The organism is Megasphaera hominis, assembly GCF_014269395.1.
In the GTDB taxonomy this organism is placed as follows: Bacteria; Bacillota; Negativicutes; order Veillonellales; family Megasphaeraceae; genus Megasphaera; species Megasphaera hominis.
Genome location: NZ_JACOGK010000025.1, coordinates 16,941 through 42,212 on the forward strand (window position 1 = coordinate 16,941; position 25,272 = coordinate 42,212).

Below are 25,272 nucleotides of genomic sequence, written 5' to 3' on the forward strand. Positions count from 1 at the left end.
CATGAACAAAAGACTCGCTGAAATCCGCAGCCGCAAGGAAGAAATCCGCACGGCACTGGAAAGCAACGAAACCGTAGACCTGAGAGCCTTGCAGGACGAACTCGCCGCTCTCGATACAGAACAGAAAGAACTTGAAGAACGTGACAAAATTGCAGCACAGATTAATCTTGGCCAGAAGCCGGAGGGAATCCAGATGAGAGAAAAACCGATGACAGAACCGAAGACCATTGAAAGCGAAGAATACCGCAAGGCCTTTATGGACTACGTGGTCCGGGGCACGGCAATCCCCGCAGAATTTCGGGCCGTAGCCAATACGACCGACGCAGGCGCCCTGATCCCACCGACGACGCTCAACCGGATCATCGAAAAGGTGCGCACGTATGGCAATATCCTGCCTCTCATTACGCGCACAGCCTATGCATCCGGCTTGGCCATTCCTACCAGTAACGTCAAACCGGTAGCTACCTGGGTAGCAGAAGGCGCAACCAGCCCGCTGCAGAACAAGACGCTCGGCACCACCATCACCTTCAGCCACTTCAAGCTGCGCTGCGCCGTTGCCGTCACGCTGGAAGTAGAATACATGACGCTCTCTGCCTTTGAAGACACCATCGTCAACAACGTAGCCGAAGCCATGGCAGTCGCCCTGGAAGAATCCATCATCAAGGGGACAGGCTCGGGTCAGCCTACAGGTATCATCCACGACCTGGAAAAGGGCACGAAATTGCCTGTGGACAAACTCGAATATGACACGCTCATCGAAGCAGAAGCTGCCCTGGAACAGGCCTATGAAGCCGGCTCTGTATGGGTCATGAGCAAACCGACCTTCATGAAATTCGTCGGCATGGTCGATGCAGACGGTCAGCCTATTGCCCGCGTCAACGCCGGAATCAATGGCGTGCCTGCCCGTACCCTGCTTGGCCGCAACGTCGTCCTCTGCGACTATCTGCCTACCTATGCAGATACCCTGACCAAGACCGACGTCTTCGCCTTCATCTATCGCATGAAAGACTACGTCCTGAACACGAACTACAGCGTGGCCATGAAGGTCTACGAAGACAACGAAACGGATGACATCATCCGGAAGTCTATCATGATCGCCGACGGCAAACCTGTAGACTTCAATTCTCTCATCATGCTCACGGGTAACGTCGGCTAAGGAGGGATAAGTCATGGCCGTAACCTTAGGGCAAGCTAAAAATTACCTGAAGTTAGACGCTGATCTGACCGATGATGACGAACTGATCACGAGCCTGATAGTTGCGGCCCGTGATTATATCCGGTACACGACGGGCAAAACAAGTGCAGGAGAAGATGATGGCCTCTATGACTTGTGCGTAAAAATGTTGGTAGCCCATTGGTACGAAAACAGGACCATCTACAGTGCAAAACCGGGAGCTATCAACGATATTCCGCACTCAGTCACGGCACTGCTAATTCACATTGCACAATGTGGCGCGTATACAGGTGATGCCAATGATTAACGTTGAGATTGGGACGCTGGACAAAAGGGTAACGCTGCTTAAATACACGGAGACAAGAGATGACTATGGTCTGACACATCAGGCCTTAGTAGATGCTATTGGTAATAGTGTATGGGCACGAATAGAACCAGCACGAGGGAAAACGTACTATGAGCAATACCGGGACAAGGTAGAAATGATTACAAAGGTAACTATCCGGTACAGGCCAGGCATCACAACAGACATGTTAGTAAAGTATGGCCAGACCATCTACAAGATAACTTCTGTCGTGGACCCATATGAGGCGCATGTAAAGCTTGAATTAATGTGTAACCGTAAACAGGCAGGTGATGTGGATGTCAATGACACTTGAGGAATTCATTGCCAGGCTAGAGACTATGCAACGGGAATATCCAGCAGATGCTGGGGAAACCTTGGAAAAGGGCGCTAAACGCATGGTCAGAGCGTTAAAAAAAGCGACGCCGGAAAGCGGCAGGAAAAAGAGCAGCCGGCAGCACCTGAAAAACCGCTGGAAGCTGAAGATGGTAGACAAGATGGACGCGCAGCCTGTAGCCAACATCAAGAACACGGCACCACATTACCATCTGGTAAACAGGGGCGTGCAAAATCCGAAGGATGCGCATGGGAATCCGAAACCGGAATGGCACGCCGCGTTAAATCGTCATGTGAAATTCTTTGAAAATGCAGTAGATGCAAACTGGGATAAAACCAGAAAAAGCATGGAAAAGGATTTCTACAAGAGAGTGAGGGAAAAGCTTGAGTGAGATTGTAAGACAGGCGCAGGTCATGAAGACCGTCGTATCGATGCTGACAACGGAATTTAATTGTCCGGTATATTCTGACGAGGTACGGGAACACTTCAGGAAACCTTGCTTTTTCATCAGCGGAAACTCCACCATGACGCCGCAAACACTGAACTGGGTAGACAAGGAACTGCGGATTACACTGGACTACTACGCTAAAGACAACGAAAAAAATGAAATTACGTATATGGACGTAATCGATCGCGTGCAAAGCCTGTTTGCTGTTGGCATTGATGCGGGTGAGCGAAATCTGAAGATAGATGAGGTAGAAGATGATCGTGTAGGCGAGGAAGATGATGTACTGAGCATTACGCTCACTATCCTCTACAAGGAACGGGTCAATAAAGCGGCCTCTACAGCAGAAACAGCAGATACAGTCAGCATGAGCATCAATCACAACGCCGGGCGCGCTGACAAAGAAACATACGGCGCGGTTATTACAAAAGAGACAATTTAGGAGGTAAAATATGGCAAAATTAGGTATGCCTTCTGTGCAAATCAGCTTCCTTGAAGCTGGCATTGAAGCAATTGAACGTAGCCAACGCGGTATTGTCGCACTGCTGCTGGAAGAACCACAAGCTACCATTACCAAGCTGCTGACTGATCATCAGGATGCTTCCAGCACGACGACCATCAGCGCCATTACCAATCCGTTTACGGTTTATACCACGGATGACATTCCAACGGAACTGACGGAAGATAACAAGGACTACATCACGAAGGCCTTGCTAGGCTACACAAAAGCACCGTACCGGATAAAAGTATATTTGCAGGCGACGGACGAAAGCCAGGCAGAAGAAGCAGACAAGTTTGCAGCTACCTTGAAAACGCTGTCTACAGATCGCTGGGATTACCTGGCTATCCCTACAATCGCTTCGGCACAGCTTGAAAGTGTTACAACCTGGATTAAAACGAACCGGGACAATAAATTTAAACGCTCTAAGGTAGTTTTACCGGGAGAAGCAGCTGACTACGAAGGTGTTATTAATTTCAGTAACACGACCATCAAAACAGCCGGCAAGACGTATACAGGCGCACAATATACGCCTCGTATTGCCGGCCTGATTGCAGGTACACCGCTGACCATCAGCGCGACTTATGCACCACTTCCGGAAGTCATTGACTGTGACCGTCATTCCGTTGATGAAAATGACGAAAAAGTAAATAAAGGCGAATTTTTCATTTTCTTCGACGGTGAAAAATTTAAGATGTCGCGTGCCATGAACAGCCTGGTAACGACGACACAGGGAAAACTGGAAGCCTATCAGACGATTAAGAGCCTGGACATTATGGATGCCATTTACGATGACATTAAAAAGACAGCACAGGACAATTATATTGGGAAGTATCCCAATGATTATGACAGCAAACAGCTTCTGATCAGTGCCATTACAGGCTATTTACGCGAACTGGAAGACGGCAGACTGCTGGAAAAAGGCTACAGCAAAGTAGATATTGACGTCGAAGCCGTCAAGAATTATCAGATTAGCCATGGCCTGTATACGGCAGACCAACTGGCGGACATGACAGATTTGGAAATTAAAAAGCTGGATACGAAGAAATTGGTATATCTCAAAGCAGATATTAAAATCCTGGACGCTATGGAAGATATTGTTCTTCCTATCAATATTTAGCGGAGGTGATCCTAAATGGAAGCAATGAATGCACAACAGGTAATGTCCGGGACAGAGGGTGAAGTTTGGATTAATGACCAGTATATGGCGCAGGTAACTGCGTTTAAAGCGGAAGTCACTCTCGTGAAGGAAGAAGTAAACCAGGTAAAAAAACGGGGAAAGCAGTATAAAGTAACAGGCTGGGAAGGAAAAGGAACAATCAAGATGAATCATGTATCTTCGTACATGGTGCAGATTATGGCCGACAACATCAAAAATGGCCACCAGACGGTTTGCACGATCGTCGTCAAGCTCTCGGATCCGGATGCCATTGGTGATGAACGTGTCGTTATTCGTGATGCTACCTTCGACAAGCTCACGCTTATGGATTGGGAAGCGAAGAAACTCACCGAAGATAACTATGACTTCACGTTTACGGACTACGACATTCTCGACGCAGCCGAAGAATAGGAGGAACCATGAATTTAGCTGAAGCATTACTGGCCGCAGATAAAGGGAAACTGACTGCGGCGGCAAAAAAAACGTATGAAGTAAAAAGGCTTTCTGAGTTACTTGGGGAGCCTTTTATATTGGAGCTGCAGCAAATTCCCAATCAACGGGTAAAGGAAATCAGGGAAAGCGCCATTTCCTATAATGGAGAAGACCCGGAAACAGATGAAGAAAAGCTGTGCATGGGGTTTATCTGTGACGGGATCGTCAACAAGGACTTCAACAACAAAGAGCTGCTGAAAGCCTATGGCGTGGCCACGAAGAAAGAACTCTTCCTGAAACTGTTTAACGCAGGTGAAATCCTGAAGATCAGCGGTGAAATTTGCAAGCTTTGCGGCTTCGTAAAGGATGAAAGCAAAATAAAAAACTAATCAATTCCGATGGTACCATTCAGGCCATGTATTTTCACTATGTGAGACATGGCCTGAAACCATCGGAATATTATAGTATGGGGCCTGGGGAACAGGCTATCATCAATGCCTTCATGGAAAAGGAACTGGAAGATGAAGCGGCAGAACGTAAGAAAATAGAAGACATGATGAAAACAAACAAAAAATCTAAAATATAGATAAAAAATGCAGGAAAGCGTAAAAAACTGCAGAAAGGAGGGAACTATGGCAGAAATAATTGACCTTGTCATGAGGCTTCAAGATCAGGTAACAGGAACGCTGGGACATATCCGGAACGAAATGGAGCAACATAACCGGACATATCAACAAATGGGAAGAAACTTATCCAACGCTGGGCGCCATGTATCAGCCCTGGCAGGTGCCATGATGCCATTAAGCGCAGGGATAGCTGCAGCTGGAGCTGTCGGGGTAAAAACGTTCATGGACTTTGACCAAACGATTACAGCGGCAGGTGTAAAAGCCGGAGCAACATCGGAAGAAATGAATCAGATGCGTGATGCGGCTGCACAAATGGGCGCTAAATTTCCAACGACTGCGCGTGATGTAGCCGCTGGCATGGACCGCTTGGCTGCAGGTGGTTTTAACGCCTCTCAAGCTATTGGAGCAATGCCAGGTATCATAGAAGCATCGATTGCGTCCGGGGAAGATTTAGCACAGACGTCTGATGTCATTACAAGCGCACTATCCATCTGGAATCTCACAACCGGAGACGTGGCAGCCAATACGACGCACGTGGCCGACGTGATTCAGGCGGCAGCCAACTCGTCAAAACTAGGCATGCAGGATTTTGGCCTGGCCATGCAATACGCAGGCGCACCTGCAGCTGCTTTGGGAATCAACATCGAAGAACTTGGTACTGCTATGGGTATCATGGCCAACAATGGCATTGAAGCCAGTACCATAGGCACGTCATTAAAATCTACGTTGTCCAGGTTAGCATCTCCACCGGCTGCGGCTGCGAAAGCATTGGAAGAACTAGGTATCTCTTCAGCGGATTTGCAAAAAGGAGACGGCAGCTTTATTGGCCTGTCCGGAGCAGTAGATCTATTGCGTGGTAAAATGCAGGGTTTATCTGACGTGCAACAAATAGCAGCCCTAACGGCTATTGCAGGGGAAGATGCGTATAATGGCCTGATGGCACTTATCAGAACAAGCCCGGAAGCCTATCAGCAAATGAGTGACGCCATTACAAATAGCGCCGGCTCGTCGCACGCAGCCTATATACAGATGCAGAAGACGCTCAAAGGGAGCATTGATGCTCTTATGAGTTCTGTTGAAGCATTGGGTATTTCCTTTGGCTCGGCCTTGGCACCTACCATCCAGAGCGTGGCCGGAGCATTGAAGGAAATCGCAGACACCTTTACCAACCTTTCGCCGGAAACTAAGACCATGATCATCCACGTCGGTGAAGCTGTCCTGGCCTTTACGGCGCTCACCTACGCCACAGGAAAGGCCCTAACCATTGCCGGGAGTATCTCCAGGACATACGGGCTTATAGGCAGGGTCCTGAACGGCGGCACCATCAGCAATAAAGCGCTGCAGTTTGCTGTACAGCAAACATCCGGGGCTTTTTCAGCTCTGGGAAGAGCACTGCCCGCACTCATGGGACCCATGGGCCTGGTAGTTGCAGGCGTGGCACTGGCGGCCTACGTCATTTACAAAAACTGGGATACAATTGGACCATTCTTTACAACACTGTGGAACAACGTCAAAGGTGCCTTTTCTGCAGCCTGGGATTCCATTTCACCGCTGTTAGATGCGCTGCGTGGTGCCTGGGATACGCTGATGGATTCCTTCAGCGAGGGAGAAGGTGTATTTGGTGTATTGAATGCCTTGTCTGACGTACTGGCTGCAGCTCTCTCAGGCCCGCTCTACGCAGGTGTTGTTATTGTGGCCGGTGTTGTGTCAGGCGTACTCTCGACGGCCTTCAATTTAGTCGTCAATTCGATTCGTATGGCCATAGGCGTATTTACGGGCCTTATCAAACTTATCACAGGCGTCTTTACTGGTGACTGGGAAACAGCCTGGGAAGGTGTAGTACAGGTGTTTGACAGTGTATTTGGCGGCCTGAAGGGAATTGTTGAAGGCATTATGGCTGGCATCAAATCAGCCATTAATGCAGTCATTGCTGGTATCAATAACATCAGTGTCGATGTACCGGATTGGGTACCGAATTACGGTGGCCAGCACATTGGCTTCAATATCCCATACCTGGCACGAGGCACAAGGGATTGGCCAGGCGGGCCGGCTGTAATCAACGACCGTGGCGGCGAAATTGCTTACATGCCTTCCGGATCAGTTGTACTGCCACATGATAACAGCATTCGTGCAGCTTACAATATGGGTTCTCAAAATGGTAATCAGATCAGCGTCAATGTCAATTTCTATGGGACTAGTGTCAATAATATGGGCGACATAAAGGAAATTGCCAGACAGATAGCGGCTGAAATCCAACGGGAAACGGAAAAGATTGCAATTAATAATACAGTGGGGGCGATTTAATGAGCAGTTTTATAAATTTCATCAATACGGCTTCCAGCGTCCTCTCTGAAGTATTGGGCGCGCTGGGTGGTACAAGTAATGGCTGCACCTTTACATTGGCCGGAGGAACAGCCAGTGTAAGCTTCCCAATAAGCCCGGCAGACTTCAAGGTCTCCAATTCGTACAACAACCAGACGGTAAACATCAATAACCTGGGTGAGATCAACATGCTGGGAAAACGAGGTTTGGCCAAGATGCAGTTTAAGAGTTTTTTCCCGGCTCAGCCTTATACCTTTTCGCAGACACTGAGCGCTGCAGGACCGTATGACTACGTAGCACAAATCAAGACCATGGCCGAAAGTGGCCAGCCTTGCACCATCTCGATTACAGGCACAGACGTAAGCATGCCTGTAAGTATTGATGACTTCACATATTCGGAACGGGACAGCACAGGCGACGTATATTTTGAGCTGTCTCTCAAGGAATACCGCTACATCATGCCGGCTTCGGACGTGACAAGCGACACGACGGGACTGAAGAGCCGTGTAGCTGATTTGACCGTAGAAAAGCAGACCACTTGCTTCGGTGTATCAGCAGCCAGCCTGGATACTGCACAGAGGGCCATACAAAAAACGACGAGTATTGCCAACCAGGGCGCACGTGTCTTAGGCCTGTACAAGGCCATGGTCAAATCCGGAGGCATTACAGCTGGGACGGTCCTGACGACGACAGCAAAAGCAGTCGCCACAAAGGGCAAATCTCTTTATACATGGTAGGTGATGGCCGTGATCAGTATCAGATACAGTGACCCGCCGGAAACCGATGCCGAAGCAAAAGCACGTAAGGAAAACGGCGGTGCAGAACCGAAGGACAACGTAGATATTAGTAATTACCTGATTAAAACTACCTGGTCAGGAGATAACAGCCAGGCGGCGCGGAAGCTGGAATTTTCCATTGCCTATAATACACCAGATAAAGATAAAAGTTTCCAGGCATTAGATCTGAAGCTGGGCGGCTATGTATATCTCTTTTACAGAGATACAGATACAAGTGATGAAGCGGAACTGTTTGAAGGACGTATCTTTTACCGGAAACGTTCTTCAAATGGCTATACCATGGAATTTACCGCCTTCGACGATCTGATCTATTTGGCCAAAAGCCAGATCAGAGCCGTCATAAAGGGAAAGGTGCCTGAGGCCATTAGCCAGGTATGCAGTGAAATAGGCATTTCTGTAGGTACGCTTCCGGATAACCTGACAGCAGAAGTGAACTTCCTGGCCGATGATAAGAGCGGGACAGAAGCACTGCGTATGATCTTGGGATTCCAGGAAACGGCAGACAAGGCGGCAGGATCGGAAACGTCCTATTTGCCTGTCTGTATATCCGGAAAAATTAATGTGGTAAAAAAGGGCGAACTCATCGAAGGCTATACAGCGACGGCAGACACCAACGTTATAGGTACGGAACATAGTGAAAGCATAGAAGGAATGGTAAACCGTATCAAAGCCGTAGATGATACCGGTGAAGTATGTCAGATGTTTGAAGACATAGACGACACGCAGCACTTCGGCACCATTCAGAAGATCTACAAGATGCAGGCGCCTAAGGCTGGAGAAACCGTGGACAACGCAAAAGCGGCGCGGGGAAAGCTGGTAAAGCAAAAGGACGAGTCAAGTCTGAAAGGGCTGGGCTACGTGCAATGCATATCAGGATATGCAATAACTGTACAGGAAGAGCAATTACAAGGGAAATTTTATATACTGACAGACTCTCATACCTTTGCCAATGGCCAGCATGACATGAGCCTGACCTTGCAATATATGCCAGAAACACCGGAAACACCGAATATTAAACAGACGGACTATAAAGCACCGGTGTTTAACAGTTCAAGTGGTAAGATGCAGGGCAATAGAGGAATATCTAACGGTTCGTTAAACGTAGACGCTGGCATTAGTGCCGGCTGGGAAGCCTGGGGGAATCAAACTATGGAAAACGGGCCGGAGGGATGCGCAGAATTTGCTACTAAGATGGGAAGTTATTACAGCCCATTCCTGGCACAGGAAGCCAACGGTAAAGTTGTAGGCTGTGACCAGCTCGTAGCCGACGCTGATGCGGCAGGCCTCTTGTCTTATGACACGAGAGACCTGCAGAAAGGCGACGTAATTGTCTATGGAGATAATAATCACGTCGTCATATATGATGGCCAGGGCGGTTACTATGGCAATAGTACAAGCCGGAACGTCACAGTCCATGACAGTCCATATACAGACATGAGCGGTCTGAGTGTAACGAAAGTAATTAAAACCAGCAGGGGGTGAGATCATGGCCAAAACGGAAGACCCATATAAGGGACTAGTAGATATTACCAGACGGATTGCCATGGCCTCGTCACTGCAGCCATTAGCAAGAATTGGCGTCATTGTTACGCCGCCACCGGCGATTACTATCAAAGTAAATGGCTATACCATCGATAGCAGCTATGTATACATAGATGACTATTGGATACCGGGACATACACGTCACATGGTAGGGGAAACAGCAAACCGGGCCGGTGGATCGGGAGAGGCACAATATGAAAGTCACAACCATCCTATCGATAATGATGAAAGTCTCACGGACACCTGGAAAGTGGGAGATAAGGTATTACTGATACCCATTGCAGACGACGATAACAGGACGGTTGTGCAGTACGTCGTATTATGCAAGCTGAAAAGATTGGATGGGAACTAATATGGCGAATCCATTTGTAACAGGACCGGCAGAAACACAGACTACAGCTGCAGATTTGCCGGAATTCGTGGAATTTGACTATGATTTTGAAAAAGATAAATTTAAAATCAACGCAGACGGCAGTCACCAGTTTGTCAGGAAGAACGAAGCCATTAAGGTATGGGTACTGCATACACTGCGAGTAGAACGGTATCGTTACTTGGCCTATTTTGATGACTATGGAATCGAACTGGATCCATTTGTTGGGACCGGTCCGAATGACAGCCAGCGGGCAAGCGAGCTTTACCAGTATATTAAGGAAGGAATGCTGGTAAATCCGTACATCTTGGGCGTGACAGCTGTATCGACGGTACGGGACGGCAAGAAAATCACGATGACGCTCGATTTGGATACGGTTTACGGAAGTACCTCTGTGGGAATCGAGGTGTAAAAGAGAATGTTTGAAGCCGAAACGAGAGCCACCATACTGGAAAGGCTCAAATCATATTATGACGAAGCAAAGGGAAGCGATGCCAGCGCAGTTGAAGGAACCTTTTCCTTCGACACGTTAGCAGCGAACGCGAAAGAGTTTGAAAAGGCCTACGCTGAAATGGATCTGATGATGGATGCCGCCTTCCCACAGACAAGCTGGGGCATTTATCTCGACCGGCTGGCAGATGAGCTGGCAGGATTGTCCAGAAGAGCTGCAACACCGGCAGTGGTTACGCTATCCATTACCGGCACCGCTGGCGTAACCGTTCCGGCTGGCTCATTATTCGCAACAGCCAGCGGCACGAACTTTGCCACCGATGAGACAGTGAAGCTGGACGACAAGGGCACTGGCACTGTAAAGGCTACAGCACAAAGTACCGGATCGGGCGGCAATGTGGCAGCGGGAACAATTACGGTTATCCCTGTCAGCATTTATGGCGTATCGAAAGTCACGAATGAAGCGGCTGCCTATAACGGGTACGAAGAAGAAACTGACGGGGCCTTGTTGGAACGGCTGCTGTTCGCAGTGAGACAGCCAGCCACATCTGGCAATGCATACCATTACATTGAGTGGTCCACATCGGTCAGCGGTGTTGGTGCTGTCAAAGTGCTGCCGCTCTGGAGTGGCAACGGGACCGTCAAAGTTATCGTTGTCGATGCCAATAAAGACACGCCTAGTGAAGACCTGCTGCAAAAAGTGCGGGATACCATCATGGAGAACGCTCCAATCGGGGCGACTGTGACTGTCACAGCACCTGTTTTGAAAACGGTCAATGTAGCTCTCAAGGTAACCGACGGGACTGGCAATGCGGATGCCATCAAAGCGGCTCTGACAAAATATTTCAAGGCCAGCGTGTTCGGCACAAACTACACTACGCAGAAGGAAACTGACACGGTGACCATCTCTTATGCCCAGATCGGCCGTATCATCCTGGATAACTCTGATACGACCGGTGTAAACGATTATGATAATCTGACGATTAATGACGGTACAGATAACATCATCTGTGCGGTGGATAATCTTCCTGTAGTTGGGACGGTGACGCTGACATGAGTGATCATAATTGGATGCGGCAAAGCATTGTAGATATCCTGCAATACCTGCCGGCGTTTCTGGCTCACAGCCAACAGTTCGAAGCCGCAAACGATGCGGACAGTAAAGAGCATGACACCATTCGGGTTAATTTGCAGGACGTGCTGGATCAACTCTATGTGAACACTGCTACATGGGGGCTGGATAGATGGGAAGAGCTGGTAGGGCTGCCTACCGACAAAAATAAAGACATTGTTCGGCGGCGAGCAGCTGTGCTGAATAAATTGCAGCCGGCAAGCAGCGTTACTGAAAAATTTCTTAAAGAAATCGTGAACACATACATTGCAAACCGCTCGTGTTCGGTAAAAAGCATCCCAGAAGATTATTCCGTGGAAATCGAATACGATGGCGGCCAGGTCAATGACTTCCATGCATTGGTGGATGCAGTGAGAACGTATATCCCCGCTCATCTTGGATTTTTGGTCAACAATGCCATGAATGAGAACCCAGTCATGGCAATAGTAAGGGAAACATTCGACCAGGAAGAGCTGACAGAAGAAATCAAACTGTTGCCAAATGGTAATGCACCTGGCTATGTTGCCATCTTTGCAATCAAAACCATTGACACAGATATTTTCCCAGCCGAGTTTGACGAAAAATCAGGCGGGAGCTGCTATCACATTTGCTGTGGAAGCGTTTTCGATGAGGAGGTGTTGGCTGAATGAGCTTAGAGACAAACAAGTATTATCTAACGAACCGTGGGCAGGAAATTTTAGGCGGAGCAATTTCTGGCACGCCCATTAATGTATCTGCTGTAAAAATTGGCTCAGATGCATTGCCAAGTGATGAGGAATCAGTACGGGCGATGACTGCACTCACAGCTGTGCAACAGACATTGCTCATTAATGGCATCGTAACGCAAAAAGGTGAAGCAAGGATTACTGTAGTAATTTCCAATGATAAAGTCACCACCGGTTATTATGCCAGGGCAATCGGGGTATATGTTATTGACCCCAAGATGAATGCAGAAACGCTATTTGCAGTTTCTGCTCTTGATGATAGCTACATCCCGGCTTACGGCATTTCCGCTAAAGTCAATCAGATTTACACAGTCCATATTGTCATTGGCGACGCACAGGTAACTGTTGTGGGTGATGGGGATTTGTACTTGTTAAAAAAAGATGCTCTGACGATTGACAGGATTTACCCGATCGGGATGGTTATCCCTCTTCTGGGAGATAATGACCCGAACAGCCTGTGGCCGACCACGCAATGGGAAAAGATGGCAGAAGGTATGGCGATGATCAGCGCCGGTGAAACATATACATCCGGCGCAACCTATGGAGCTAATGAAGTGACCATTGAAAAATGCAACCTGCCAAAAGTCAAAGTGGATATCACTACGGAGGATGCAGGGGATCATACGCATCCTTCATTAACAGGAATCAGCGAAGCCGGTTTTGATGTCACAAATGGCGGCGGTGATTCTGATGGTGGTGACCCGCTGCGTATTGCTGTAGGTGATAACCGGCCATATCACAATAACCGATATTCAGCCACCACCGACCCAGCTGGCAAGCATAAACATAAAGGGACTACAGATTATCTGGGCGATGGCCAGGGGCTCAACGTCATGCAGAAATCTGTTGCAATCAATCTTTGGAAGCGTATTGCTTAAGGAGGCAAAATGGGTAAATTTGTTATTACAGAAAAAGGAAAGGCGCTGCAAGCCAAAGTGTTTGCCGGCAAGTGTAAATATGCATTTACAAAAATCGCTGTAGGCAATGGTACATCAACATCATCTGACGATTATGTAAGGCGCAATGACTTGGTGGCACCGAAGGCAAATATCCCAATAAAATCGGTTACTGTAGATGGTGCCGGATGCGAGGTAAAAGGTCTGATGACCAACAGCGACATCAACGAAGCTTTTTACGTCAGAGAAGTGGGACTCTTTGCGGCAGATCCTGATGATGGTGAGATTATGTTTTGTGCGCATTATTATGATATGCCTATGCCTATTGATGCCGCCTCTAGTGGCAGCTACACAAAAGAATTCACGTTCCGGACTGGAATTGAATCTGCTGACAATGTCAATGTAACTGTGAACCCTGCTGGCATCGCCACGCAGGCACAGATTGTGGATTATTATAAATCAAGCTTTATCGCATTGCTCCCTGCACATTACGCAAGGAGTGTAGAATGGTCCGGATCAAAAAGCTCTATTATTGTGCCGAGCTACCTGACCGTAAATATCGGAAATCAGGGGTATGTGCATAATGGCGACAGAACTATCGACATCACGCAACCAGCGAGCTGGGACGATGCGACGCTTGCAGATGCCGCGAATCGAAAAGGAAAAGATTTTTACATTTATGCGTGTCGGCCGGCAGATGGGACCTCTGTTCCGCACCTTATTTTGTCAGCAAACAGCACAGTCCCTGACGGCTATACGGCAACCTACAGCCGAAAGATTGGCGGCTTCCATTGCCTCTGCGCAGATGTTGGGACCATATCTGATAATCTGATGTCCGGATATTCCGCCGGTGACATTATCCCCACGACGCTTTGGGACTTGAAGCATCGCCCAGTCTCGTCCCCAGAAGGGATGTTCTACGCAAACGGCAGATGGTTCGATATCTACCTGTGCAGCTGGGACGGGGCGAAGTTGGTATCCAAATACAATGCAGTTGTGGCCGACGGCGAAAGCACAAAGAGATTCAGCGGTATCGGATTCGCGGAAGAACTGGCTAAAATTGGAAAGCATCTTCCGTCTTATGACGATTTCGTGCATTTCGCAAAAGGCGTGCCAGAACTCCGGAATATCAAGGACTCTGCTGATCCAAATACTACTGGCGGTCATGTTAATACCGACAATCAGCGGATCATTAGCAGCTATGGTGCTGAAGATGTTGCCGGCGTTCAGTGGCAATTCCTTTCTGACCTTTTTGGCTCAGATTTCTCGTCCAATTGGAATCATGATTCAGTTTACAACAATCGCAACCTTGGCATTGATGTGGACCGCGGTTCCTGCTATGGTGGATGCTTGAGGCGGTTGCTCGCGGGCGGCGATTGGGGCGATGGCTTGAATTACGGGTCGCGCGCTGCGCTTGTCGCTAATTGGGCGGCGGATGCGTGGGGCGTCCTTGCGGCGCGTGGTGCGTCTGAGCCGTTGGCCGTTGGGCTGTGACCGAGGCGCGAAGCGCGGAGCGCGAAACAAAAAGCAATCAAATATGGGCAAATGGGCACACGGTTGCTCGCAGGCAGCAATTGGGACGATAGCTCGAATTGCGGGTCACGCACTGCGAATGTCAATAATTGGGCAGCGAATGCGTGGGACAACAATGCGGCACGTGGTACGTCTGATACGTAGAAATAGTATAGTGAACCCTGAACACTTGGATATAATGCGTCCAGCTAACCCTACGGCTGGTCCATTTGCCCTGGCGGAACGCCAAAACACACAACAGGGGTCCCTCTTTATTAGTAAAATCATGAGTATGAAAGTTAGGAGGAACAATTTTATGAAAAGACACGGTAATTTGTATCAGCAAATCATAAGCCGTGAAAATATAGAAATTGCGGCCCAGCGTGCCAGAAAGAGAAAGACTTGGCAGCGGGCTGTGAAGAAGTTCGATGAGCATAGGGACGAAAGGGTGATGGCCATACATGATATGCTTGCCAATCATACATTCCGAACCGCCCAGTATAAGACAAAGGAGATTTTTGAGCCGAAGAAACGCACTATTTATATTTTGCCATTCTACCCGGACAGGATAGTGCAGCACGCGATCATGAATGTTTTGGAGCCTATATGGGACGGCCTGCTCGTCGAAACCTGCTATTCATGCAGGAAGGGGAAGGGCCAGCATAAAGCGAGCGCCAGGTGCATGAAGTACGTCAAGCGGTATGAGTTTTGCTACCAGTTTGATATCCATAAGTTTTATCCATCTATAAACCACGAAATTCTCAAAAAGATTATTCGAAAGAAAATCAAAGACAAGGGAGTCTTGTGGTTGCTGGATGAAATCATAGATAGCAACCATTCCGAAACCAATGTTCCGATAGGTAACTACTTATCGCAATGGTTTGGAAATATCTATATGAACGAGCTGGACAGGCTGATAAAAGAGGCCCTTAAAATCGGACCATATGAAAGATATTGTGATGATTTCTTGATATTTGGGGACAACAAAGCAGAAATGCGGCGGCAAGGGGATATTATAGAAAAATTTCTCAACGACAAGTTGCGGCTCACACTTTCAAGGAAAAGTCTATTTCATACTTATCAGGGCGTCGATTTCATCGGGTACCGGCACTTCCATAACGGCAAGCTCTTGGTGCGGAAACGGACCGCAAAGAAAATAAAGCGGAACATCAGGGCGTTAAAATAGAAGTTGACGAATGGCAGGATAGAAAAAGACCGTGCCCGGTCTACTGTGGGCAGTGTGCATGGTTGGCTCTGTCACGCCAATACTCATAATCTTTCCGTGTCGCTCCAGTTAAAGGAACTAAGGGAGATGATAGACAATGCATAAATTTTCCGATTTTGCGAAGCCTGCTATGCTTGATGGGCAAAAGATAAAAATCAGCGAACTGTTTAACAAGCCAATTGCCGTCATGGGTGCAAAGATTACTAAGAGCAAAGTTAACAATAGCGAATGTCTCCAACTGCAAATTCGAATGGAGGAAAAGAACTATGTTTGTTTTACTGGCTCTACGGTGTTGATTCAGCAGATTAAAGATAATATGAATGAAATACCATTTGAAGCTACCATTACTACGGTTGGCAGTGCTTACCAGTTTACATAAGGAGGTTAATTATGGTTGGGTATCCTAAAAATTTAAACACAAGGGCTGACTATGAATTTGTAAGAGCAAATTTTTCAAAAGAAGATTTCCGCCAGGATTTTCAGAACCTGCTTGATACTATGGGCGACTGGTTCAATATCGGCAAGTTGTCTTCAGGAGAGCAGGGTAAAACAGACAAGACGCACAAAGTTGTAAAAGACGAATCAGGGGATTCTTACCAGTATGAGTTCAAGGAGAACCCTAATTGCCGCATGTTTCAGCTTGGCTATACAGAAGAATATGTTAAGAATATTTTGGCTTGATGGCAAAGGGGGATAAATAGTGGATTGGTGGCAGATTCTTTTAGCAGGCGTGCCGTCCTTGTTTTCAGGCATCCTGTTGTATGAGTGGGAACAGCAGCGTAAACGCATTAAAGAGCAAGAGAATGAAAAGGAAGTACGAAATGAAGCTTTGGTCAAGGGAGTGCAAGCACTGCTGCGCGACCGCCTTATCACCGGGATGGAGACATGCCTTGAAAAAGGATATGCTCCAATTAATACGGTAGAAATCATGGGCTCCATGTATGCCGCATACTGTGACCTTGGAGGGAACGGTATTGTAAGCGGAATCTATAAGCGCTTTAGCAGCCTTCCGCACAAGCTTCCGGACGACGTGTAAGGCGGTGGTGGAGTTGTTCCAGTTTGAAAAAATTGATATCGAAAACATTCTAGTCATTATTGCTCTTTCAGCGAGCCTGATAATGGCTATTTTTTATGGGCTCGATAATTTGGCCATGAGCATTGTGACCGGCCTTTTGGGATACATCGGCGGCACAATCAAGGGCTCCACACCGAAAGGAGGTGACAATAAATGAACGTATTTATTAATCCTGGCCATGCACCCAATGGCAATCCGGACCCGGGCGCGGTGAACGACAATACTGGGCTGCGTGAGTGCGATGTAGCACTGGCAGTGGGTGACCTTGTTGCTCACTATCTCAAGGCTGCTGGTGTAGGGGTGACGAACGTCTTCCAGTGTGACAGCCTGGAAGAAATCTGCAATCAGGCTAATGCCAGTGGTGCAGATCTTTTCATCTCTATCCATTGCAATAGCTTTGCTGATCCGGATGCAAAGGGTACAGAAACATGGGCATGTGCGGGCAGCTCTGCCGGTCATGCTCTGGCAGGTTGCATCCAGAATCAGATTGTTGATGCACTGGGCACTGTAGACCGCGGCGTTAAAACGGCTACGCCCGGTGTCAATGGTCTCTATGTACTGACTAATACCGATGCTCCGGCGGTCCTTGTTGAGCTGGCCTTCATTTCCAACGATGAAGATGAACAGCTGCTGGTGAAAAAGCAGGACGACTTTGCCCGGGCAATTGCCAGAGGTGTAACGGACTATGAATGCAGCATCCAGTAACCGTATGCTGCGAAAGTTGAAAAGGAGAAAATCATGAGTAAATGGACTGATGTGAGAGACAATATTGTTGATGCGCTGAATGTCGATGTCGTGACCGATGAACTGAAAGACCAGGTCACCAACACTCTGCTGGAACAAGTTATGCCAATCATTGAAAATGCCGTAGATGGCTTTTCTGAAAAGGTGAAGGCACAGGCTCCTCAGGAATCCGGCTGGTGCCGCGTCCGTGATGGCATCGTTCTGCCGCTGGTCATGGAAGGGCTGGTGTTTGTGGTAAAGACCGTACTGACGAAAGCAACGGCGGAGAACGCAAAAGAAGACACTGCCAAGGGTGTATGAAATCGAAGATTGATGATATAATAAAGGCATAGCCGTGTCTTGTGCTATGGCCTTTATTTTCATGCGACTTCCCGCCGGATCCGGACTGTAAAAAAGTCCTGTGATACCAGTACGGTGAGGTTCGTATGTGGTATGGGTAAGTTCACCACATGAAACGCCTGCAGCATTTTGTTGCAGGCGTTTTTTTTGAATAGGCGAAGCGTCAAAGCTCTATAGGCTACCACCTGTGGGGATTGGGGTGCAGTTCACTCTAGGAGGCAGCAGGAGGAACGAGAAAATGGCAAAAGAACGAGATGAAGATTTGTTGTGTCCAGTTTGCAAGAAACATTATTTTGAATTTTATGGTGATTTTGATGAATGCCCTATTTGTGGCTGGACGAATGACGTTGTTCAAAAAGATAAGCCGGACTGGGAAGGTTGCGGTAACGACATGAGCTTGAACGAAGCCAGAGAAGCCTATAAAAACGGAAAACCCATAGAATAAAATGAGGCGTTGCATATGTATCAAGAAAAGCTAAGAAAAACTAAGAAAAACACTGAAAACATATCGGGACGATAAAAAATGGCTGGATGATCTCATGGGACTTGTTGACACGGAAGATGAGGCCGAAGAACTATTATATGCCATTGACCATGGCTGGGCTAATACTCCGGGAGAGATGGTAATATATCTTGCTAGAATAAAAAACAACGCCCCATTTGAAGACGGAGAAGACAACTAGATAAAATCGTAACACCGACCACCTGCAGAAATGCAGGTGGTTTTTTCATGCCTTTACATTTTCCTTCTCTGTGCTATAGCAATCAATAGTTCATCAACCAATTGCGAGGTGATTGCATCAATCCATCATGTCAGGAGTTATCCTAAGAGACGTGGCGTTGAAGGGGAACAGCAGTATATACGCTGTCGTTGTCCCTAATTTTACATACTTACAGTCGTTACGGTTTGCTCTTAACGACTTTTTTTATAATATCTTTTACGATTTGCGTAGCCGGCGTCACGAATTGTTGTTTTTGCGTGGCAAGGCCGATCGTGCGATACGGGTTATTTTGAATATCTAAAATTTGGATATTGCCGTGAACCAATTTTAAAACGAGAGAAGGCAATATGCTGATTCCAAGGCCGCTTTCCACTAACGCGACAATAGACGAGTCGTTAGCCAGCGTATGGGGCGAAAACAAGGGGATATGATTGGCGGAGAAGAAAGGCTGAATATCGTACGTATAACCTCCCGGCGAGGCGACGAGATTATAGTTGGAGATTTCTTCAATTGTAATGAGACCTCTTTGTTTAAACGTATATTCTAACGGGGCAATGCAGACCATTTTATCTAAATACAGGGTTTCGTAATCCAATGTATCCGTTTGTATAGGAGGCAAAAAGGAAATATCCAGCGTACCGTTTTTCATATTGCTTTCCAATTCCGGGTATTCGCCTTCATGAACGATAAGCTGTATTTCCAAGTGATTCTTTTTCAGTTCCTGGAAGACTGAGGGAAGCCAGTAGCAGCATGTACTGTTGTAGGTGCCGATATGCACTACGCCATGCTGTATATTCTGCAGGATTTCTAATTCTTTATGTATTTTTGAATGTAATGCCAAAAGATTTTGAATTTGCGGCAATATTTCCCGCCCATATGTAGTAAGGATGACATTGTTTTTCGAACGGATAAATAAAGGAAATCCGACGTCTTTTTCCATTTTAGTAATGGCGTGACTGATGGCCGACGGGCTTAAATACAGGCTGCGGGCTGCTTTTGAAAAATTTCCTGTCGTTGCTACGGCGTTGAATATGCGATACGAAGAAAGTTCCATTGTATTCCTCCTATAAGAATAACGTGAATGATATTCAAATAAAATGTGAATATTATGATGTTTACTCATTACTGTATTTAGGATATCATATACATACGAAATTGGAAAGCATTCAATCAAGGCGTATTTGAATGGAAATAATATTTTTATAATATCTTTCAAGGAGGTAAGGTAAGATGCTTGTAAAAAAGTACAAATCAATGGACGGTAATACGGCGGCGGCATATGCGTCGTATGCGTTTACAGATGTGGCGGCTATTTATCCGATTACGCCGTCTTCCGATATGGCGCAGCATATCGACGAATGGGCGACGGAAGGAAGAAAGAATATTTTTGGGGAAGTCGTCAATGTATTGGAAATGCAGTCGGAAAAGGGCGCGTCCGGCGCGGTGCACGGTTCTCTCCAGGCGGGCGCGTTGACGAGTACCTATACATCGTCGCAGGGTTTGATGCTCATGATTCCCAATATGTTTAAAATTGCCGGCGAGCTGCTTCCGGGCGTATTTCACGTAGCGTCCCGCTTAGTCGCTTCGAATGGGTTAGGCATATTTTGCGATTATTCCGATGTACTGACGACGCGTCCTACAGGCTTTGCTCTGCTTTCATCGGCCAGCGTACAGCAAGTAATGGATTTGGCGGCAGTAGCTCATTTGAGCGCGATTAAAGGGCGGGTTCCCTTCCTGCACTTCTTCGATGGATTCCGCACGTCTCATGAAATCCAGAAAATCGAAGTCTTAGATTACGAAGACCTAAAAGGGCTGGTAGATATGGATGCTGTCAACGCGTTCCGCCGCAACTCCCTGAATCCGGATCATCCCCACGTACGAGGGACTGTACAAAACGCGGATATTCACTTCCAGCAGCGCGAGGTTACGAACCATTATTGGAACGATTTGCCCGATATCGTCGAACACTATATGGATGAAATCGAAAGGCTCACCGGCCGCCGGTATCATCTCTTCGATTATTATGGGGCAGACGACGCCGAACGGGTTATCATCTGTATGGGCTCTATGAGCCAGACGGCGGAAGAGGTCGTCGACGCATTGACGGCCAGAGGCGAAAAGGTGGGCGTCGTCACGGTACATCTGTATCGTCCGTTCTCGCTGAAGCATTTCTTTGCCGTCATTCCGAAAACCGTGAAAGTTATTACGGCGCTGGATCGCGTAAAAGAAATCAATGCCCAAGCGGAGCCGCTGTATATGGACGTCAAGACGGCTTTCTATAATGCCGACGTTAAGCCTATCGTAGTCGGCGGCCGTATTGGAATCGGTGGGAAAGATATCCGGCCGTCTCACATAAACGACGTATTTGAAAATATGAAGCAAGATGCGCCTAAGGATCATTTTACCGTAGGTATTATCGACGATATAAACGGCACGGGATTGCCCCATAATGAAGACGCTATTCAGATTAAGCATCCGCAAATCAGCGAATGTAAATTCTGGGGGTTAGGATCAGACGGAACGGTGGGAGCCAATAAGAGTGCCATCAAGATCATCGGCGATAACACGAATAAATACGCGCAAGCCTATTTTGCTTATGACTCTAAAAAATCCGGCGGTATTACTGTATCCCATTTGCGGTTCGGCGATATTCCCATTCGCCTTACCTATCTCGTCGACCAAGCCGATTACGTATCGTGTTCGCAGCAGTCGTATGTCTATAAGTACAATATATTGAATGGATTAAAGAAAAAGGGCATTTTCCTGTTAAATACGATTTGGAAGCCTGAAGAATTAGAGGAACGCCTTCCGGCGTCTATGAAGCGGTACCTTGCGCGGAAGGAAATACAATTTTATACGCTGAACGCCGTAGAGCTCGCCCGTGAAATCGGCCTCGGCAACCGCACGAATATGATTATGCAGGCCGCTTTCTTTAGATTATCCGGCATTATTCCCATTGAAGACGCCGTAACGTATTTGAAAAACTCGGTACAGGTGACGTACGGCAAAAAGGGCGACGACGTCGTGGACATGAACTTTAAAGCGATTGAAAAGGGCGTAACGGAATTGGTAAAAATTGATGTTCCCGACGCATGGGCTGACGCTGTTGATGTGAAGTGTACGACGGAGGAAGCTGTCCCGGCTTATGTCAAAGACTTCCTCATTCCGGTGAATCGTCTGGAAGGTGACGAGGTGCCCGTCAGCGGCATGATTCCCATGGAGGACGGCTCCTATCCCGTCGGCACGGCAGCCTATGAAAAGCGCGGCGTATCTATCTTTGTTCCCAAGTGGGATGCGGCGAAATGTATTCAATGCAATCAATGCGCTATGGTTTGTCCGCACGGTTGCATCCGTCCGATATTGCTGACGGCCGGCGAAAAAGCGGCGGCTCCAAAAGCTATTGCAACGAAACAGGCCGTCGGGGCGGCAAATTATGAATTTTACATGGCGATTTCCGTACTGGACTGCACGGGATGCCAGAACTGCGTCAACGTATGCCCAGCGAAAGAAAAAGCGCTTTCTATGCAGATTCTTTCAGAAGAGAGCGAAGAAGCTGTCCTTTGGAAGTACACGGCCGGGCTGCCACAGAAGGCCAATCCGTTCAGCAAATGGACCGTCAAAGGCAGTCAATTTGAAAAGCCGTTGTTTGAATTCTCCGGCGCTTGCGCAGGCTGCGGCGAAACGCCGTATATCAAGCTGCTGACGCAATTGTACGGCGACCGCATGTTGGTAGCGAATTCTGCCGGATGCGCTCATGTATTTTCCGGCAGCGTGCCGGCCTCGCCGTATACGACAGATGCTAAAGGCCACGGACCGGCTTGGAATAGCTCGCTTTTTGAAGATACGGCGGAATTTGGCTTAGGCTTATTCAGTGGCACGCAGCAGATCCAGCGGCAGATGGCTTCGGCGGCCCGCGCTGCTATCGCGCTGCATCTCAGCGATGAGTTGGATCAGGTGTTGTCGGATTGGCTGGATCATCAGCACGTATCGGAAGGGACGAGAGAGCGGGCTGAAACCGTATTGGCAGCTATTCGTAAAATAGAGAATCTGCCAAAGCCCTTGCAGGATTTGGCAGACAATAAGGATTATCTCGTAACACAAAGCCAATGGCTTATCGGCGGCGACGGCTGGGCTTACGACATCGACTACGGCGGCTTGGATCACGTATTGGCCCAGGGGAAAAATATCAACGCCCTCGTGCTCGATACGGAAGTCTACTCCAATACGGGCGGTCAGGCTTCCAAATCTACGCCTTTTGCAGCCATCGCCAAGTTCGCCGCCGGCGGCAAGGCGACGAAGAAGAAAGACTTAGGACGCATTTTCATGTCCTACGGCTACATATACGTCGCGCAGATCGCTATGGGCGCGGACAAGGCCCAGACACTTAAAGCACTGGCTGAAGCGGAAGCCTATCCGGGTCCGTCTATCGTCATCGCCTATTGCCCGTGTATTAATCACGGCATCAAATCGGGGATGAACAGCAGCCAGAAAGAGCAGAAAAAAGCCGTCGAATGCGGCTATTGGTCGTTATATCGGTATAATCCTTTGCTGGCGCAGGAAGGGAAAAATCCCTTTAGCATGGATTCGAAACCGCCGACGGGAAACTTCCGAGAATTCCTGATGAACGAAGTACGCTTTGCTTCTCTCATGAAAGTAAAACCAGATGCAGCGGAAGAATTGTTTAAAAAGACAGAGCAAGACGCCATGGATAAACTCGCTTATTATCAGTCGCTGGTTTCAAAATAGTAGTAAAAAAGAATCGGCGCTACCGTCGTTGCGGGATGAGGACGGCGCGCCGGTTCCCTCAGTATCGTTTGAGAGAGGATGGTATCTATGTATCACTTTGCAGATCGATGGTCGACAGAAGCCTTGGAAAAGACAGGCGTTATTTTGAATAATTTATTCAGCGCTATGAGCGACCCTACGTTAGTCTCGTTTGGTGGCGGATCGCCAGCGAAGGAAGCGCTGCCCGTCGAAATTTTGCAGCGTATTTCCCAAGCTGTATTCCAACGGGAAGGCAGGGGCGTAGAAGCCTTGGCGTATGGATAGACTCAGGGATTGACGGACCTGCGCGAGATCATCGTCACGCAGTTGTTGGCGCCTAAAGGCGTGCAGACGAAGATTGAAAACGTCATGATTACCGCCGGCGGATTGGAATCTATGAATCTCATGTGTCAGGTATTCATCAATCCGGGCGACGTTATTCTGGTGGAAGATCCGACATTCGTGCACTGTACGATGATTTTTCAGATGTTTGGAGCCAAGTGCGTTCCTTGCCCGATGGATGACCATGGACTGGTAATGGAAGAGGTAGAAGAAAAAATCAAGCAGTATCATCCTAAATTTATCTATACCATCCCGACATTCCAAAACCCGACGGGCATTACGTTGTCGCAGGAACGGAGACAGAAGCTGGCCGAATTGGCGGAAACGTACGATGTCATAGTCCTTGAAGACGATCCATACCGCGATATTCGCTACAGCGGCCATGACTTATTGCCTGTTAAATCCTTTGACAGGGTAGGAAACGTGGTGCTGGCCAATAGTTTTTCTAAGATTTTCTCGCCGGGCAGCCGCCTTGGCTACATTGTTGCCGACGAACAAATTATGGCGAAGCTGTTCGACGCTAAAATGGCGACCAATTCGCACTGCAGTAAAATTTCCGAAGTCCTTTGCGCCGAATTTTTTAAGCAAGGGTATTATCCTGAACATTTGAAGAAGATATGCCAAATATATCGGGAGCGACGCGACGCCATGATGGAAAGCCTGGATGCTTATTTCCCGGCCGGCACGAAGCATACCTATCCGGACGGCGGTTTGTTTACCTGGGTTGAATTGCCGGGAGGCATCAATACGACGGAACTCTTGGCGGAATCAGTCAGACATTGCCGCGTGGCCTTTATTGCCGGAGAAGGATTTTTTGTAGAGGGAAACGGAAAAGGCAGCAATGCCATGCGCATGAGTTTCGGCAACGTTCCTGTCGATGTTATCCGCAGTTCGATCAAGACGCTGGGAGACTATATTTGCGCGAAGTTGTAAGCTTTGATGATTTAGAATTGATGATACCTTATTAGCATCAAGAAAAACGCTCCATTTGTAGAAGAAGAAAATTGAACTAAATCGTAACAAAGACCACTTGCAGCAATGCAGGTGGTCTTTGTCATGCCTGACAGGGAGGCTACTGATGAACAAAACAAAAGAAAATCTCCAGCGGCTGCATGCCCTCGTTCGTGTCGGTACCCAATAGGCCCCTGATCCGAAGTATTGACGGATGATGAAGGGCGTAAAGTTGCCATTTAAACAAAATAGGAGGTGCGGACAAAAAGTTGGACCTGACATGATCACTAAATGTCAGGAGGTTTAAAATGTATTCTTATGAAAAACGAATGAAAGCAGTCCTGTTGCATCGAGACGCAGGTATGGGACT

The 25,272-nt window shown here is 47.8% G+C and carries 29 protein-coding genes; 28 read left to right on the top strand and 1 reads right to left on the bottom strand.

Features of this window, described 5'->3' with window-relative positions; translation table 11 throughout:
• Position 1: 1 nt before the first annotated feature.
• The 25 genes from H8J70_RS08810 (at position 2) to H8J70_RS08930 (ending at position 18,568) form a co-directional block, all read left to right on the top strand.
• Positions 2-1,156 carry a phage major capsid protein gene (locus H8J70_RS08810; RefSeq protein ID WP_186503649.1) on the top strand — a complete coding sequence of 385 codons (1,155 nt, stop codon included), beginning with the start codon at positions 2-4 and terminating at the stop codon, positions 1,154-1,156.
• 13 nt (positions 1,157-1,169) lie between these two features.
• Positions 1,170-1,481 carry a head-tail connector protein gene (locus H8J70_RS08815; RefSeq protein WP_186503651.1) on the top strand — a complete coding sequence of 104 codons (312 nt, stop codon included), beginning with the start codon at positions 1,170-1,172 and terminating at the stop codon, positions 1,479-1,481.
• The gene (locus tag H8J70_RS12875) at positions 1,474-1,833 is read left to right on the top strand and encodes a phage head closure protein (protein ID WP_186503653.1); all 360 of its coding nucleotides are present in this window, start codon (positions 1,474-1,476) and stop codon (positions 1,831-1,833) included. Before H8J70_RS08815 ends, H8J70_RS12875 begins: the two co-directional genes overlap by 8 nt.
• The gene (locus H8J70_RS08825; protein ID WP_186503655.1) at positions 1,817-2,245 is read left to right on the top strand and encodes an HK97 gp10 family phage protein; all 429 of its coding nucleotides are present in this window, start codon (positions 1,817-1,819) and stop codon (positions 2,243-2,245) included. The genes H8J70_RS12875 and H8J70_RS08825 overlap by 17 nt, the downstream gene beginning before the upstream one ends.
• Positions 2,238-2,741 carry a phage tail terminator family protein gene (locus H8J70_RS08830; RefSeq protein WP_186503657.1) on the top strand — a complete coding sequence of 168 codons (504 nt, stop codon included), beginning with the start codon at positions 2,238-2,240 and terminating at the stop codon, positions 2,739-2,741. Before H8J70_RS08825 ends, H8J70_RS08830 begins: the two co-directional genes overlap by 8 nt.
• A 10-nt stretch (positions 2,742-2,751) precedes the next feature.
• The gene (locus H8J70_RS08835; protein ID WP_186503660.1) at positions 2,752-3,918 is read left to right on the top strand and encodes a phage tail sheath C-terminal domain-containing protein; all 1,167 of its coding nucleotides are present in this window, start codon (positions 2,752-2,754) and stop codon (positions 3,916-3,918) included.
• A 15-nt stretch (positions 3,919-3,933) separates the two neighbouring features.
• Positions 3,934-4,368: a phage tail tube protein gene (locus tag H8J70_RS08840; protein ID WP_246415327.1), complete on the top strand. Its 435-nt coding sequence runs from the start codon at positions 3,934-3,936 to the stop codon at positions 4,366-4,368.
• Between the two features lie 8 nt (positions 4,369-4,376).
• The gene (locus H8J70_RS08845) at positions 4,377-4,778 is read left to right on the top strand and encodes a phage tail assembly chaperone (RefSeq protein WP_186503661.1); all 402 of its coding nucleotides are present in this window, start codon (positions 4,377-4,379) and stop codon (positions 4,776-4,778) included.
• Positions 4,779-5,021: 243 nt separating this feature from the next.
• Positions 5,022-7,319, top strand: a complete 2,298-nt coding sequence (locus H8J70_RS08850) for a phage tail tape measure protein (protein WP_186503662.1) — start codon at positions 5,022-5,024, stop codon at positions 7,317-7,319.
• Complete coding sequence (locus H8J70_RS08855; RefSeq protein ID WP_186503663.1) at positions 7,319-8,074, top strand: phage baseplate protein; 756 nt, start codon at positions 7,319-7,321, stop codon at positions 8,072-8,074. Before H8J70_RS08850 ends, H8J70_RS08855 begins: the two co-directional genes overlap by 1 nt.
• Positions 8,075-8,083: 9 nt before the next feature.
• Positions 8,084-9,616, top strand: a complete 1,533-nt coding sequence (locus H8J70_RS08860; protein WP_186503664.1) for an XkdQ/YqbQ family protein — start codon at positions 8,084-8,086, stop codon at positions 9,614-9,616.
• 4 nt (positions 9,617-9,620) lie between these two features.
• Positions 9,621-10,028 (top strand): DUF2577 family protein, encoded by a 408-nt coding sequence (locus tag H8J70_RS08865; protein WP_186503665.1) that lies wholly within the window; start codon positions 9,621-9,623, stop codon positions 10,026-10,028.
• Between the two features lies 1 nt (position 10,029).
• On the top strand, positions 10,030-10,458 hold the full coding sequence (locus H8J70_RS08870; RefSeq protein ID WP_186503666.1) for a DUF2634 domain-containing protein: 429 nt from the start codon (positions 10,030-10,032) through the stop codon (positions 10,456-10,458).
• 6 nt (positions 10,459-10,464) lie between these two features.
• A complete protein-coding gene (locus H8J70_RS08875) occupies positions 10,465-11,553 on the top strand; it encodes a baseplate J/gp47 family protein (protein ID WP_186503668.1) in 1,089 nt (362 codons plus the stop codon).
• A complete protein-coding gene (locus H8J70_RS08880) occupies positions 11,550-12,257 on the top strand; it encodes a putative phage tail protein (protein WP_186503670.1) in 708 nt (235 codons plus the stop codon). The genes H8J70_RS08875 and H8J70_RS08880 overlap by 4 nt, the downstream gene beginning before the upstream one ends.
• Complete coding sequence (locus tag H8J70_RS08885; RefSeq protein WP_186503672.1) at positions 12,254-13,210, top strand: phage baseplate protein; 957 nt, start codon at positions 12,254-12,256, stop codon at positions 13,208-13,210. The genes H8J70_RS08880 and H8J70_RS08885 overlap by 4 nt, the downstream gene beginning before the upstream one ends.
• 9 nt (positions 13,211-13,219) lie before the next feature.
• Positions 13,220-14,722 (top strand): phage major tropism determinant, encoded by a 1,503-nt coding sequence (locus H8J70_RS08890; protein ID WP_186503674.1) that lies wholly within the window; start codon positions 13,220-13,222, stop codon positions 14,720-14,722.
• 334 nt (positions 14,723-15,056) lie between these two features.
• Entirely contained in the window at positions 15,057-15,926 is an 870-nt protein-coding gene (locus tag H8J70_RS08895; RefSeq protein ID WP_186503676.1) for a reverse transcriptase/maturase family protein, read from the top strand.
• A gap of 136 nt (positions 15,927-16,062) precedes the next feature.
• Positions 16,063-16,344: a hypothetical protein gene (locus H8J70_RS08900; RefSeq protein ID WP_186503678.1), complete on the top strand. Its 282-nt coding sequence runs from the start codon at positions 16,063-16,065 to the stop codon at positions 16,342-16,344.
• An 11-nt stretch (positions 16,345-16,355) separates the two neighbouring features.
• On the top strand, positions 16,356-16,646 hold the full coding sequence (locus H8J70_RS08905; RefSeq protein WP_186503679.1) for a hypothetical protein: 291 nt from the start codon (positions 16,356-16,358) through the stop codon (positions 16,644-16,646).
• A gap of 19 nt (positions 16,647-16,665) precedes the next feature.
• Positions 16,666-17,001, top strand: coding sequence for a hypothetical protein (locus H8J70_RS08910; RefSeq protein ID WP_186503680.1), 336 nt, complete (start codon positions 16,666-16,668; stop codon positions 16,999-17,001).
• A gap of 13 nt (positions 17,002-17,014) precedes the next feature.
• Entirely contained in the window at positions 17,015-17,197 is a 183-nt protein-coding gene (locus tag H8J70_RS08915; protein ID WP_026385523.1) for a hypothetical protein, read from the top strand.
• Positions 17,194-17,745: an N-acetylmuramoyl-L-alanine amidase family protein gene (locus tag H8J70_RS08920; RefSeq protein ID WP_186503681.1), complete on the top strand. Its 552-nt coding sequence runs from the start codon at positions 17,194-17,196 to the stop codon at positions 17,743-17,745. Before H8J70_RS08915 ends, H8J70_RS08920 begins: the two co-directional genes overlap by 4 nt.
• A 33-nt stretch (positions 17,746-17,778) precedes the next feature.
• Positions 17,779-18,084, top strand: a complete 306-nt coding sequence (locus H8J70_RS08925; RefSeq protein ID WP_186503682.1) for a hypothetical protein — start codon at positions 17,779-17,781, stop codon at positions 18,082-18,084.
• A gap of 277 nt (positions 18,085-18,361) precedes the next feature.
• A complete protein-coding gene (locus tag H8J70_RS08930; RefSeq protein WP_186503683.1) occupies positions 18,362-18,568 on the top strand; it encodes a CPCC family cysteine-rich protein in 207 nt (68 codons plus the stop codon).
• A 455-nt stretch (positions 18,569-19,023) separates the two neighbouring features.
• Here the strand turns inward: H8J70_RS08930 and H8J70_RS08935 are convergent, their stop codons facing one another.
• A complete protein-coding gene (locus tag H8J70_RS08935) occupies positions 19,024-19,899 on the bottom strand; it encodes a LysR family transcriptional regulator (RefSeq protein WP_186503684.1) in 876 nt (291 codons plus the stop codon).
• A gap of 176 nt (positions 19,900-20,075) precedes the next feature.
• Here H8J70_RS08935 and nifJ point away from each other — a divergent pair, with 176 nt between their 5' ends.
• The 3 genes from nifJ to H8J70_RS08945 all read left to right on the top strand — a co-directional run bounded on the left by nifJ (position 20,076) and on the right by H8J70_RS08945 (position 24,884).
• A complete protein-coding gene (nifJ, locus tag H8J70_RS08940; protein WP_186503685.1) occupies positions 20,076-23,591 on the top strand; it encodes a pyruvate:ferredoxin (flavodoxin) oxidoreductase in 3,516 nt (1,171 codons plus the stop codon).
• A gap of 87 nt (positions 23,592-23,678) precedes the next feature.
• Positions 23,679-23,894: a hypothetical protein gene (locus tag H8J70_RS12510; RefSeq protein ID WP_222433653.1), complete on the top strand. Its 216-nt coding sequence runs from the start codon at positions 23,679-23,681 to the stop codon at positions 23,892-23,894.
• 9 nt (positions 23,895-23,903) lie between these two features.
• Positions 23,904-24,884: an aminotransferase-like domain-containing protein gene (locus H8J70_RS08945; protein WP_222433654.1), complete on the top strand. Its 981-nt coding sequence runs from the start codon at positions 23,904-23,906 to the stop codon at positions 24,882-24,884.
• The last annotated feature ends 388 nt before the right edge of the window (positions 24,885-25,272 follow it).

Bases quoted from the DNA above. Each gene is read 5' to 3' on its own strand.
- H8J70_RS08810 (WP_186503649.1), top strand. From the start codon at position 2: ATGAACAAAAGACTCGCTGAAATCCGCAGCCGCAAGGAAGAAATCCGC.
- H8J70_RS08815 (WP_186503651.1), top strand. From the start codon at position 1,170: ATGGCCGTAACCTTAGGGCAAGCTAAAAATTACCTGAAGTTAGACGCT.
- H8J70_RS12875 (WP_186503653.1), top strand. From the start codon at position 1,474: ATGATTAACGTTGAGATTGGGACGCTGGACAAAAGGGTAACGCTGCTT.
- H8J70_RS08825 (WP_186503655.1), top strand. From the start codon at position 1,817: ATGTCAATGACACTTGAGGAATTCATTGCCAGGCTAGAGACTATGCAA.
- H8J70_RS08835 (WP_186503660.1), top strand. From the start codon at position 2,752: ATGGCAAAATTAGGTATGCCTTCTGTGCAAATCAGCTTCCTTGAAGCT.
- H8J70_RS08840 (WP_246415327.1), top strand. From the start codon at position 3,934: ATGGAAGCAATGAATGCACAACAGGTAATGTCCGGGACAGAGGGTGAA.
- H8J70_RS08845 (WP_186503661.1), top strand. From the start codon at position 4,377: ATGAATTTAGCTGAAGCATTACTGGCCGCAGATAAAGGGAAACTGACT.
- H8J70_RS08850 (WP_186503662.1), top strand. From the start codon at position 5,022: ATGGCAGAAATAATTGACCTTGTCATGAGGCTTCAAGATCAGGTAACA.
- H8J70_RS08855 (WP_186503663.1), top strand. From the start codon at position 7,319: ATGAGCAGTTTTATAAATTTCATCAATACGGCTTCCAGCGTCCTCTCT.
- H8J70_RS08865 (WP_186503665.1), top strand. From the start codon at position 9,621: ATGGCCAAAACGGAAGACCCATATAAGGGACTAGTAGATATTACCAGA.
- H8J70_RS08870 (WP_186503666.1), top strand. From the start codon at position 10,030: ATGGCGAATCCATTTGTAACAGGACCGGCAGAAACACAGACTACAGCT.
- H8J70_RS08875 (WP_186503668.1), top strand. From the start codon at position 10,465: ATGTTTGAAGCCGAAACGAGAGCCACCATACTGGAAAGGCTCAAATCA.
- H8J70_RS08880 (WP_186503670.1), top strand. From the start codon at position 11,550: ATGAGTGATCATAATTGGATGCGGCAAAGCATTGTAGATATCCTGCAA.
- H8J70_RS08885 (WP_186503672.1), top strand. From the start codon at position 12,254: ATGAGCTTAGAGACAAACAAGTATTATCTAACGAACCGTGGGCAGGAA.
- H8J70_RS08890 (WP_186503674.1), top strand. From the start codon at position 13,220: ATGGGTAAATTTGTTATTACAGAAAAAGGAAAGGCGCTGCAAGCCAAA.
- H8J70_RS08895 (WP_186503676.1), top strand. From the start codon at position 15,057: ATGAAAAGACACGGTAATTTGTATCAGCAAATCATAAGCCGTGAAAAT.
- H8J70_RS08900 (WP_186503678.1), top strand. From the start codon at position 16,063: ATGCATAAATTTTCCGATTTTGCGAAGCCTGCTATGCTTGATGGGCAA.
- H8J70_RS08905 (WP_186503679.1), top strand. From the start codon at position 16,356: ATGGTTGGGTATCCTAAAAATTTAAACACAAGGGCTGACTATGAATTT.
- H8J70_RS08920 (WP_186503681.1), top strand. From the start codon at position 17,194: ATGAACGTATTTATTAATCCTGGCCATGCACCCAATGGCAATCCGGAC.
- H8J70_RS08925 (WP_186503682.1), top strand. From the start codon at position 17,779: ATGAGTAAATGGACTGATGTGAGAGACAATATTGTTGATGCGCTGAAT.
- H8J70_RS08930 (WP_186503683.1), top strand. From the start codon at position 18,362: ATGGCAAAAGAACGAGATGAAGATTTGTTGTGTCCAGTTTGCAAGAAA.
- H8J70_RS08935 (WP_186503684.1), bottom strand. From the start codon at position 19,899: ATGGAACTTTCTTCGTATCGCATATTCAACGCCGTAGCAACGACAGGA.
- nifJ (WP_186503685.1), top strand. From the start codon at position 20,076: ATGCTTGTAAAAAAGTACAAATCAATGGACGGTAATACGGCGGCGGCA.
- H8J70_RS12510 (WP_222433653.1), top strand. From the start codon at position 23,679: ATGTATCACTTTGCAGATCGATGGTCGACAGAAGCCTTGGAAAAGACA.